The organism is Veillonella sp. AF36-20BH, assembly GCF_003602765.1.
GTDB classification, from domain to species: Bacteria; Bacillota; Negativicutes; order Veillonellales; family Veillonellaceae; genus Veillonella; species Veillonella hominis.
The window spans coordinates 1-11,938 of the sequence record NZ_QTLR01000011.1; the positions used below are offsets into that span (position 1 = coordinate 1).

Here is an 11,938-nt window from a genome sequence, read left to right on the forward strand (position 1 = left end):
AAGACCCTTATAGGGTCAGAGCAAACCACCCGTTCTACGGGTGGTTATGATTTTTTCTGCAGTTTTTTTAGTAATTTAGTATACTTAATATATAGAGTTATTATGTTCGGAGAATAATAAATGAGTAAATCAAATGAAATTTCAATAGAAAGGCTTTGTTGGGTTTTAGAACAAAATCAGGAGTGGATAAAAAATTGTGATACCAAAACAACTACAATTCTTGCTTTGATAGGCGTTATATTTACCGTCCTTTTTGCAAGTGATTCAATTGCTAAAATAATTCAGATTTGGACAATATTTTTTTATAGTGAAAATCTATGTTTTGCGAGATTCTATTTGTTTTTTACTTTTATCTCATGGTTGATTTTTGCTATGGGTATATATTATTTTTTGAAAGTTTTATATGCTCGATTGAAGAATGAAAAATATCAGAGTTCTTTGGAGTATAAATCAAATTTATATTTTGGTGATATAGTAAATTATGAAATAGATGTATATAGATCTACTATAAAATCTTTGAGTGAAGAAAAATTAAGAGATGATCTTAGTATGCAGATTTATATATGTGCTGATATATGTAATCAAAAATTTATGTATTATACTGATGGTATGAAATACATGGGATTAGGCGTTATATTGATACTAATTCTTTTAGGATTTGGCTATTTTTCAATTTAATGGAGAAATGATATGGAAGTAAAGAATCATGTGTTTTATAACATTGAAAAGAGTGCAGAGCGAATTCAGGAAATTTTAGATTCTAATAGTGCTAATTATGAAGAAAAAGGTAATGTAGTGCCGTCTAGAGCTACATTGACTTATAATAATGGTTATTATGTTAATGTTACAGCTTTATTTATTGATATTATAGGCTCCTCTAAATTAATAGAGGCGTGCCAGAGAACAACACTTGCTAAAATATATCGAGGTTTTATATCTGAATGTGTAGCAATAATATCCTCTACTTCTCTATGTCGAGAAGTAAGTATTCATGGAGATTGTGTTTGGGGGATTTTTGAAAGACCTAAGAAATCAGATATTGACTCTGTCTTTTCTATTGCAGCTAAGTTAAATAGTTTAGTGAAAATATTGAACTTGAAATTGCGTAAAAAAAACTATCAAACAATTTCTGTCGGAATTGGTATTGATTATGGTAGGACATTAATGATTCAAGCTGGTTATAAGGGAAGTTCAATTAATGATGTTGTTTGGATGGGAAATGTCGTAAATAATGCTTGTCATTTGGCAAATAAGGCAGGAAGAGATGATCGGAAGAATATTGTTGTTACAAATGCGATATATTCTATTTTAAATGAGCATAATCAATCACTATTGAGCCCATATTATGATTGGGAACAACACTCTTCTAATTATGAAGGAAATGTTATAAATACAAGTATGGAAAAATGGATTGATAATAATTAAGGAGAGAAGTTAGCTATGTTTTATAGCTAACTTCTCTTTTATATTCCTAAATTATCTAAAGCTTTAACGGCCTCTTTTTGTATATCGGGTACTAAGTGTGAATATGTATCTAAGATTAGTGTAATTGTTGAGTGTCCAAGTCGTTCTTGTACTATTTTAGGGTTTATTTTTTGAGATAGCAAAAGTGTAGCGTGGGTATGGCGGAGATCATGAAATGTGATATGGTCTAAGCCTAGTTGTTTTAATATTGGTATAAAATATCTAGATTTGAAATTACTTGTTGATAGAATTTTTCCAAAGGTACCTGGGATAACAACTCCATATGAATCAGTCCATTTATCGCCTAATTCTTTAGCATAATTGGATTGGAACTCTTTGTAAGTAGTTAACTCACTTTGTAATTCTTGGCTGATCGGGATACAACGACGAGAAGTTTTAGTCTTTGTATCTTGAAATACTTGCCCTTTAGTACCTGTTTGTATTGTTCGCCGTACTTAGTTCCGTGGATTAAATCAACACAGTCCCAGCATAGTCCAAATATTTCACCTAGCCGTATTCCTGTGCCTAAGGCAATTTTTGTTGCGATATAGGATGCGTAATAATTAACCCTATAAGGCGAGGATATATTATTACTGACTTGTTGTTTCATTGTGCTTGTAAGTTGATGAATCTCATCGAGTGATAAGGTATGAATTCCTGTAGTTATTAATCTAGGTGGTTTAGTTAATTTAATAGGATTTTTTAATAATAAACCGATATTTACTGCATACTCAAATAGTTCTGAAATATAACGTCTAGTACAACGTATGGTACTGGAAGATATGACATGTCCTTTTTTGCCTTTCAATGTTCCATTACTCCAGTTGTTTAGGACTGTTTGTACTTGTTGTGGTGTAATTGCAGTTATTTTTATTTCACCTAAGAGAGGAAGTATATATAGCCTTAGTGTAGAGTCATATTTCTGAAATGTTTTAGGCTTTACACTAACTTTTTTTACATCTTGTAGCCAGTAGTTACAGATGTCTTTTAGTTCTGTATTTTTAGATGAGAAAATAGAAGTATTTTGCTGTGTAGCCTCTATCCATTGTTTTCCTAATTTATATACTTCTAATTTTGAGTTTCCAGAGAAAGCACAGCGAATTAGCTTATTATCTTTAGTAATACTAAATTGGCCTCGCCATTTTCCCTGGCTTTGAAAGAATGTGCCTTCTTCATTAGATCTCCTTAGATTTTTCTTTTGGGACATGTATAGTTTTTCTTTCTTTGCCTTTAGCAATGTATGGCGTGAAAGTTGATGAAGTAATCTTTTGTTGGAAGCGCTTAGCCTGTTTGATTAGAGTTTCCTTATCATCAGTAAAATTTTTTATGCTCTTTTTAGCACGGCTTACATCTACATAAATTTTATTGCGAGTGTTGGAGTTCTTTTGTGTACTATAATGTACGATTAGAGCATTATCTATAGTAGTACCTATGATTAAAGCCTTAAACTCAGATTTATAGTTAATATCAGATAAATATAATTATTGCATTTTTAGTTGCAATAAAGTATGTAAGGGATAGTTTGTATGGAATAAATATAAAATTTAGAATAAAAAAATTAATATATAAACGGTATTTTTACAGTTAAATGTATAATAAGTATCTATTATTCCTTATAAGCCGTGGGTCGGGGGGGTGAATCCCTCTTGGATCACCAAAGAAAAAAGCGGATAGCTCGTAATGAGCTATCCGCTTTTTTGCATATAATGTCGCACAAAAGACAGTAAATTTTATCTATGATATAATATTAAAAATGAAAATAATATGAAATAGGACTTTGTTATTATACAAGGAAAATATCATGAATGATATAAAGAAAATATTTAAAACTATTAAATTAGATAAGTATCGACCAAGTAAATTAGATAAATATCGACCAAGCTCAACATCTTATTTTGATCCAGTGCGTAAATATTTTGTACCTAAAACACCTGAAGAAGAGGTGCGACAAAAAACAATTGAGTTCTTGGAAACACGATTGAGAGTACCTCATAATAGACTACGTGTGGAAGAGGCTATGGCACATGTAAAAAGAGGGGCAAGAGGGAGAGCAGATATTGTTGTTTATCGTGATGATGAAAAGACTAAACCCTTAATGGTAATAGAATGTAAAGCGCCGGACGTTGATATATCATGTGATGAAGTTCGTGAGCAGGCTGAAAGATATAGAAATATCCTAAGAGCAGACTACATTATGCTGGTTAATGGTTATAAACTAATCATATATAAATACCAAGAGGGGAAAAACTTTGAGCTTGTAGATATTTCTTCATATAAAGAACTTTTAGAATCAAAGGTCTCTTTTGTTGAAAATATTACACTTGAACCATATTCCTATGAGGAAATCATGTCCTATGAACTACAAAAGAAATTTACCCAGATATATGTTGGATGTGAGACTCCGAAACCTGTTAAATTTTTTGCACTTAATTTTTTAAATCTAATTTTACTTAAATCTATAGATGACGAATCTATTCTCGACTTATTAGGTGTATTTGAGGATAGAGGCACTGGTCGGACTAGATTCGGTAATAGTGCTGGTTATAATTATCAGATTAAGACTCGGTTGTTTATTGCAAAGGATAGAAAAAATAAAGATCAAATTCTGGGACTTAGCCTTTTTGGTAAATATAATACACAATTAAACGTATCTATAATGAATAGAGAGAGAAGACATCATTCATTACAATTAGATATGGATAAATACTGTAAGTATAATTATCACAATAATAAGATCGTAATTACACATAGTGGAACGTTATCAACAGGTAGAGGTGGGTCTATCAGTAAATTTACCGTTATTGATTATGTAAAAAATAATGCTCCTGATTTGATTCGAGATGAAGAAGTTTATCTTGGCTCTATAGATAATTCTCGATTGTTGGAATGGAATCAGCCGGATGTGCAAAATTTTATAAAAAACCTGTTCCTTTATGCTGTTCTTAGGGATGAAGTACGTAAAAAGTATAAACGTAAGCGCTCTCGAAGAAAAAAATGAAATCTATCATCTTAATAAAAGACCATTCATCGAATGGTCTTTTTGTTTTTACATAAAAAACTCAAAAGTTCAAAATTAATTACTCGCTATAAACCCAGTATTTATCTGTATTCTAGATATATAAATCAAATTAGTCAAAATAAAAGTCAAAAAACTTTGCTTTGACCTATTGACTTTTTGACTTAATCAGATTATTATAATGATATAAGGTTGAAGAAACCTAGAAATAAAGCAAGAAATTAAACAGACTTAAAAAGTCAAACTGATATACTTGTAGTTAAAAAAAGTGAGGTAATTTATATGAACAACAACTTTAACAACTTTGGTAATGAATTTTCTAGCATGAATGATTTGTTTAACCAATTGATGGGTAATATGGGTGGTTATTCCACGGAACGACGTAGTTATAAGATTAATGGTCGCGAAGTAACTCCAGAAGAATTTGCGTTTTATCGTCAAACTGGTCGCTTACCATCTAATGAAGAAATGCAAGCTGCTCAAGCTGCGCAACAAGGTAAAATTAAACAAGATGGAATCCTTGCTCGTTTGGGGACAAACTTAACTCAACAAGCTCGTGATGGTAAACTTGATCCTGTAATTGGTCGTAACAAAGAAATCCAAGAAACAGCAGAAATCTTAGCACGTCGTACTAAAAATAATCCTGTACTTGTAGGTGATGCTGGTGTTGGTAAAACTGCAGTAGTAGAAGGCTTGGCACAAGCTATTGTAAATGGTGATGTTCCAGCAGCTATTAAAAATAAAGAAATCATTTCCATCGATATTTCCGGATTGGAAGCTGGTACTCAATACCGTGGTTCTTTTGAAGAAAACATTCAAAATCTTATTAAAGAGGTAAAAGCCGCTGGCAATATTATTTTGTTCTTCGATGAAATTCACCAAATTTTGGGTGCTGGGTCCACAGGTGATGGTCAAGGGTCCAAAGGCTTGGCGGATATCTTAAAACCTGCTTTGTCTCGTGGTGAAATGACTGTTATTGGGGCTACAACACAAGATGAATACCGTAATACAATCATGAAAAACGCGGCTCTCGCTCGTCGTTTTAATGAGGTAAAGGTAAACGCGCCATCTGCAGAGGATACTTTCAAAATCTTACAAGGCATTCGTCCATTGTACGAAGCGCATCATAATATTGAATTGCCAGATGCGGTGTTGAAAGCAGCTGTAGATTATTCCGTACAATATATTCCACAACGTAGCTTGCCTGATAAAGCTATTGATTTAATCGATGTAACAGCAGCTCACTTGGCATCTCAACATCCTGTAACAGATATTAAAACATTGGAAGCAGATATTGCTGATGCTAAAGCAAAACAAGAGGAATATGCTCAAAAAGAAGACTATGAATCTGCAATCAATGAAAAAATGCGCATTCAAAAGTTACAAGCAGAGCTTGATAACCATACAGAAAATCAAAAGGTGGTAGCTCAAGTAAACGACGTAGCCGAAGCCGTTGAAAGAATGACTGGTATTCCTGTATCTCAAATGGGGGCGTCTGATATCGAGCGCTTGAAAGACATGAAATCTCGTTTAGAAGCTCATGTAATCGGTCAAGATAAAGCAGTAGAAGCTGTATCTAAAGCAATTCGTCGTAACCGCGCAGGCTTTGACGAAGGTAATCGTCCAATCGGTAGTTTCTTATTCGTAGGTCCTACAGGTGTTGGTAAGACAGAATTAGCTAAACAATTAGCTCTAGATATGTTCGGTAACAAAGATGCAATCATTCGTTTGGATATGTCCGAATACAGTGATCGCACAGCCGTATCTAAACTAATTGGTGCTACAGCTGGTTATGTTGGTTACGAAGATAATTCCAACACATTGACTGAACGCGTACGACGTAATCCTTATTCCATCGTATTATTCGACGAAATCGAAAAAGCAGACCCTCAAGTTATCACATTACTTCTACAAGTATTGGACGATGGTCGCTTAACAGATGGTCAAGGTAACACAGTAAACTTTAAAAATACTGTTATCATTGCTACATCCAATGCAGGTTTCGGTTATGGCAATGACAATGATGATGAAAATAAAGTAGATGTAATGGAACGCATCGCTCCATTCTTCCGTCCTGAGTTCTTAAACCGTTTTAACGCAGTTATTGAGTTCAATCAATTGAGCAAAGAAGATTTGAAAAAAATCGTAGATTTGATGCTTGATCAAGTGAATAAAACTTTAGCTAAAAAAGATATCACTCTTGATGTAACAGATGCAGCTAAAGAATTGTTGATGGAACAAGGGTATGATAAAACTATGGGCGCTCGTCCATTACGTCGTGTTATCGAATCTGAAATCCGCGATAATGTAACTGATTTCTACTTGGATCATATCGACGCTAAACACTTGCTTGCTGATGTTAAGGATGGGCATATTGTAATCTCTGAAAAAGCAGATTCCGATAATAGCAAAGACCAAGATAAGGCTGAGAAATAAAGAATAGACGTAAAAGTGTCAGAATAATCATTTGACAAATCTGAATAAAGTAGTAATATTAATAGCATAATTATATAGTGAGTATGCAAGGGAGCCTATTATATAGGCTGAGAAAGGGCTGCGAGCACCTGACCTTTATACCTGATCGGGATCATGCCCGCGTAGGAAGCACGCTAATACTTAATACGGGTATCGATCATTTTGTTCGATACCCGTTTTTGCATACCTAACTATATATGTCTTTTATATAGGAGGATGTAAAAATGTTTATGACACAATTGGAATCGGCTGTGGCTGGCGTAGTTACGAAGGAAATGAAAGTAGTCGCAGAAAAAGAATGTATGGATGAAGAGGTATTACGCTCCCTAGTGGCAGCAGGAAAGGTTGTTATCCCTTGTAACAAACAGCATACTAGTATTTCGCCTGAGGGGATTGGCAAACGTCTTAGAACGAAAGTCAATGTTAATTTAGGTACATCGAAAGACGTTACTGATTATGATAGTGAAATTGAAAAGGTTAATCGAGCTATTAGACTTGGCGCAGAGTCGATCATGGATCTTTCCACTCATGGTGACACTCGTATTTTTAGACGTAAATTAATCGAGACATCACCAGTAATGATTGGTACGGTGCCTATCTATGATAGTGTCATTCATCATCAAAAAGATTTGGGTGAATTAACGGCTCAAGATTTCTTGGACACTATCCGATTACACGCTCAAGATGGTGTAGATTTTATTACTATCCACAGTGGTATTACGAGGAAAACAATAGATCAAATCAAGAATCATAAACGGATGCTTAATATTGTTAGCCGCGGAGGGAGTTTGGTATTTGCATGGATGAGCATGACAGGCCATGAAAATCCATTCTATGAATACTTTGATGAAATCTTAAAGATTTGCAAAGAATATGATGTTACTTTGTCTTTAGGTGATGCTTGTCGTCCGGGTTGCTTGGCGGATGCAACTGACGTGTGCCAAATTGAAGAACTTGTAAGGCTTGGTGAATTGGCAAAACGAGCGAAACAATATGGTGTACAAGCTATGATTGAAGGACCTGGGCATGTACCTTTACATCAAATACAAATGAATATGGAAATACAAGAGTCCTTGTGTGATGGAGCGCCATTCTATGTGCTGGGACCGCTCGTAACAGATATTGCGCCTGGTTATGACCATATTACAGCTGCCATTGGTGGGGCTGTAGCGGGTATGCATGGGGCGTCATTATTGTGCTATGTTACACCAGCGGAACATTTAGCCTTACCAAATGCAGATGATGTAAAAGATGGAATTATGGCTTTCAAAATAGCGGCGCATGCTGCAGATATTGCTCGTGGTATTCCTAATGCAAGAGATATAGATGACACTATGGCTAAGGCACGTCAAGTTCTCGATTGGGAGACACAATATGCTTGTGCCCTTGATCCTGAACGGGCTCGTTCTATTCGTGAAAGTAGAGCACCAGAGGAAGATCATAGTGAAACCTGTTCGATGTGCGGCAAGTTTTGTGCTGTACGCAGTATGAATAAAGCTTTACAAGAAGAATATATTGATATTTTATAAGCTTTTTCATATGGGAGGTCATGATGGATTTGATTGTTAATGGAGAGCCAAAGCATGTTGTAGGTAAGCAACTTCATTTGGTTCTTGATGAATTAGGCTATTCTGGTAAACACTTTGTAGTTGAGCTTAATGGCGAGATTCTTAGTAAGGAAGCATATACAACCACTAAATTAACGGCTGCTGATAGATTAGAGATTGTTAGCTTTGTAGGAGGTGGTTGATATGTTGGATTCATTTACTGTAGGTAATACAACATTTTCTAGTCGCTTATTAGTAGGAACAGGGAAATATGCATCCTATAATTTGATGCGAGATGCACTGGTAGCATCGAAATCAGACATTGTGACGGTTGCTCTTAGACGAGCAGGTACAACACAAAGTGAAGAGGATATATTAAATTATATCCCTGATAGAATGCATTTATTACCGAATACATCGGGTGCTCGAAATGCAGACGAAGCAATACGTATTGCACGCATGGCAAGAGAATTAGGCTGTGGTGATTTGATTAAGATTGAAGTCATTCAAGATCAGATGTATTTGATGCCCGATAATCTAGAGACTATTAGGGCTACTGAAGTGTTGGCAAAGGAAGGGTTTATCGTCTTTCCTTATATGAGTCCTAATTTGATGGATGCAAAGCGACTAGTAGATGCTGGTGCTAGTTGTGTTATGCCCCTCGCTTCGCCTATTGGTAGCAATCGTGGACTTGAAGCAAAAGGATTGATAGAAATTTTAATCAACTCTATTGATATGCCGATTATTGTTGATGCGGGAATAGGCAGACCTTCCGATGCAACAATAGCTATGGAAATGGGGGCTAGCGCTGTTCTTGTTAACACGGCTATTGCTACGAGCTCAGATCCAGTAGGTATGGCAGAGGCTTTTTATCATGCTGTAGAGGCTGGACGGAAAGCATATCTAGCAAAATGTGCACCTAAGAAGTTTGTAGGCAGTGCATCTTCACCGTTAACTGGTTTCTTGCGAAAGTAAGGTGAGAATATGTCATTTTTAGATGTGCTTTCAAGAGTTTCTGACGAAGATATAGCTAAAACATTAGATGTTGTAACTGACGATGAAATACTTTCAACGCTCTCTAAAGCAGTACTTGATATTGATGATGCACTTATTCTATTATCACCTCAAGCCCTACCATATTTAGAAATTATGGCGCAGTTAGCTCATGAACGGACGGTGCAGCAATTTGGTTATACTATACAGCTGTTTACGCCTATGTACATTTCAAACTATTGCGACAATGGTTGTGTGTATTGTGGATATAGTCATCATAGTGGAATTGCCCGTGAAAAACTAAGCTTAAACGATATTGAGCTTGAAGCGAAAGCAATCGCTGAAACGGGATTAGAGCAAGTCTTGGTATTAACTGGCGAGTCTAAATCTTGCAGTCCACCGTCATATATACAAGCTGCCGTAGAAAAATTGGTTCCTATTTTTAGTAGCGTTAGTATTGAGGTGTATTCGCTTACGCTAGAGGAATATAAAGGATTAGTCACAGTTGGAGCGGATGGAATGACGATGTTCCAAGAGACATATAATTCGACGTTGTATGCGCAATTACATCCATTTGGGCCTAAGAGTGATTTCGCAAAGCGTATTGATACGCCTGAGTTGGCTTGTCAGGCTGGATTTAGAGTGGTCAATATTGGTGCTTTAATGGGCCTTGATGAATGGCGTAGAGAGGCATACAAGACGATGTTACATCTTAATTATCTTATGCAACATTATCTAGATGTAGAATTATCTGTTTCCGTTCCAAGAATTCGACCTTGTGCAGTAGGTTATTCTCCAAAATATCCTGTAGATGATACGGCATTGGTTCAATATATTTTGGCTTTGCGTCTTTTGTTCCCCCGTGTGGGAATTACGCTTTCCTCTCGTGAAAGCAAGTATATGCGTGACAATCTGGTGAGACTGGGGATTACAAAAGTTTCAGCTGGAGTAACGACTTCTGTAGGAGGACATACAAAACAAGATGATTCTAGCCAATTTACAATTAGTGATAATCGCAGTGTAAGTGAAATGGCAACAATGCTTGAAAATAATGGATACCAACCTATTTATAAAGATTGGCAAGTACTATGAGGAGATATGTGTATGGCTTATATGAATAACGAATTTGAAACGGCCATATCTCACTTCTATAGTTCTGAGGAGTTTCGTAAATTGCAGAATTCAGTAGTAGGTATTTTAGGTGCTGGTGGATTGGGATCTAACTGTGCTGTTAATCTTGTCCGTAGTGGTATTCGAAATCTAATTATTGCAGATTATGACATTGTAGAGTGGAGTAATTTGAATCGACAATACTATTTTTCGTCTCATGTGGGGCAGTATAAGGTAGAGGCTTTACAAGATGTGTTAACTGCCATTAATTCAAATGTTATCGTTAAGATTTATAAGGATAAATTGACAACCGAGAATATACCTGAAATCTATAAAAAAGCCGATATTTTGATAGAAGCCTTTGATGCGGTAGAAGCTAAATCTATGTTTTTAGAAGCTGCAACCCCAGTAGATGTACCTAAAATCATGGTATCCGGATTGGCTGGAATAGGTAATTCCGATGCATTACGAACTAAAAAGCTAGGTCAAAATTTATATATTGTTGGTGACGAGCATTCCGGTGTAGATAATGCCTATCCTTATGCACCACGTGTGGCCATTGCTGCTGCAAAACAGGCGGATCTAGCGTTATCACTTTTACTAGAGAAGACCATGTCTAATGAGGTGTAATAGGTGAATAGAAAAGACAAACTAACAGAGGTAATAAATGCTTGCCCTATATATGGAATTACTGGCGGTACTCGAGATGTGGTCCCGCTTGTGAAAGATATGCTAAGCGCAGGGATACGAATTATTCAATATCGTGAAAAGGGAAAAACGCCTATTCTGCGATATCAGGAGGCTATGATTTTGAGGCGGTTGACCTATGATTATCATGCTCTATTAATTATTGATGATTATGTTGATCTTGCGCTAGCTGTATATGCTGATGGTGTTCATATTGGGCAAGATGATTTGCCACCTAATACGGTAAGACGGATTGTAGGACCTAATATGTTGATTGGGTGGTCAACCCATAGTATATCCGATCTAAAAGCGGCAAACAGATATACGGGTGTTATAGATTACATTGGGGTAGGGCCTATTTTTTCTACACAGACAAAACCCAATGCTAATCCTGTAGGAATTTCTTATGTATATTGGGCAAAGCAATTTAGTAAGTTTCCTATTGTTGCTATTGGGGGGATTAAAACGACAAATACTGATATCGTTTGGCAAGCGCATCCCGATTTTATTTGTGCCGTTTCTGAAATAACAGAGTCGGATAATATACAAAATACGGTTTATGAGCTTATGACTGGATATAGTAGAGTCAGATAAAAAAATTGAGTTTACATACAAACCACAAGATTAAAATCTTGTGGTTTTTTTG

Annotated in this window: 12 protein-coding genes and 1 riboswitch; of the genes, 10 read left to right on the forward strand and 2 right to left on the reverse strand. The window is 35.8% G+C overall.

Translation table 11 applies throughout. The features are described 5' to 3' along the window. The first annotated feature begins 120 nt into the window (after positions 1-120). Positions 121-678: a hypothetical protein gene (locus DW000_RS09270; protein WP_120056181.1), complete on the forward strand. Its 558-nt coding sequence runs from the start codon at positions 121-123 to the stop codon at positions 676-678. A 12-nt stretch (positions 679-690) separates the two neighbouring features. Beyond that, the gene (locus tag DW000_RS09275) at positions 691-1,425 is read left to right on the forward strand and encodes an adenylate/guanylate cyclase domain-containing protein (protein WP_120056183.1); all 735 of its coding nucleotides are present in this window, start codon (positions 691-693) and stop codon (positions 1,423-1,425) included. Positions 1,426-1,463: 38 nt separating this feature from the next. On the opposite strand, the gene DW000_RS09920 is transcribed toward DW000_RS09275, so the two are convergent. Next, on the reverse strand, positions 1,464-1,907 hold the full coding sequence (locus DW000_RS09920) for a site-specific integrase (protein ID WP_347736286.1): 444 nt from the start codon (positions 1,905-1,907) through the stop codon (positions 1,464-1,466). Continuing rightward, the gene (locus DW000_RS09280) at positions 1,811-2,671 is read right to left on the reverse strand and encodes a site-specific integrase (RefSeq protein ID WP_243624574.1); all 861 of its coding nucleotides are present in this window, start codon (positions 2,669-2,671) and stop codon (positions 1,811-1,813) included. The genes DW000_RS09920 and DW000_RS09280 overlap by 97 nt, the downstream gene beginning before the upstream one ends. Before the next feature lie 594 nt (positions 2,672-3,265). On the opposite strand from DW000_RS09280, the gene DW000_RS09290 reads away from it, so the two are divergent. The 8 genes from DW000_RS09290 to thiE all read left to right on the forward strand — a co-directional run bounded on the left by DW000_RS09290 (position 3,266) and on the right by thiE (position 11,886). Then, the gene (locus DW000_RS09290; protein WP_165851016.1) at positions 3,266-4,462 is read left to right on the forward strand and encodes a type I restriction enzyme HsdR N-terminal domain-containing protein; all 1,197 of its coding nucleotides are present in this window, start codon (positions 3,266-3,268) and stop codon (positions 4,460-4,462) included. Between the two features lie 300 nt (positions 4,463-4,762). Beyond that, positions 4,763-6,916 (forward strand): ATP-dependent Clp protease ATP-binding subunit, encoded by a 2,154-nt coding sequence (locus DW000_RS09295; protein ID WP_060919533.1) that lies wholly within the window; start codon positions 4,763-4,765, stop codon positions 6,914-6,916. Between the two features lie 77 nt (positions 6,917-6,993). After that, positions 6,994-7,101: riboswitch (TPP riboswitch) on the forward strand. 78 nt (positions 7,102-7,179) lie between these two features. Then, entirely contained in the window at positions 7,180-8,484 is a 1,305-nt protein-coding gene (gene thiC / locus DW000_RS09300) for a phosphomethylpyrimidine synthase ThiC (protein ID WP_120056185.1), read from the forward strand. A gap of 20 nt (positions 8,485-8,504) precedes the next feature. Then, positions 8,505-8,705, forward strand: coding sequence for a sulfur carrier protein ThiS (gene thiS, locus DW000_RS09305; RefSeq protein WP_243624575.1), 201 nt, complete (start codon positions 8,505-8,507; stop codon positions 8,703-8,705). Position 8,706: 1 nt separating this feature from the next. After that, positions 8,707-9,477 carry a thiazole synthase gene (locus DW000_RS09310; RefSeq protein WP_120056189.1) on the forward strand — a complete coding sequence of 257 codons (771 nt, stop codon included), beginning with the start codon at positions 8,707-8,709 and terminating at the stop codon, positions 9,475-9,477. Between the two features lie 9 nt (positions 9,478-9,486). Beyond that, positions 9,487-10,587, forward strand: a complete 1,101-nt coding sequence (gene thiH / locus DW000_RS09315) for a 2-iminoacetate synthase ThiH (RefSeq protein ID WP_120056191.1) — start codon at positions 9,487-9,489, stop codon at positions 10,585-10,587. A gap of 12 nt (positions 10,588-10,599) precedes the next feature. Continuing rightward, on the forward strand, positions 10,600-11,235 hold the full coding sequence (gene thiF, locus DW000_RS09320; RefSeq protein WP_243624577.1) for a sulfur carrier protein ThiS adenylyltransferase ThiF: 636 nt from the start codon (positions 10,600-10,602) through the stop codon (positions 11,233-11,235). 3 nt (positions 11,236-11,238) lie between these two features. Beyond that, positions 11,239-11,886 carry a thiamine phosphate synthase gene (gene thiE, locus DW000_RS09325; RefSeq protein ID WP_120056195.1) on the forward strand — a complete coding sequence of 216 codons (648 nt, stop codon included), beginning with the start codon at positions 11,239-11,241 and terminating at the stop codon, positions 11,884-11,886. Positions 11,887-11,938 lie beyond the last annotated feature (52 nt).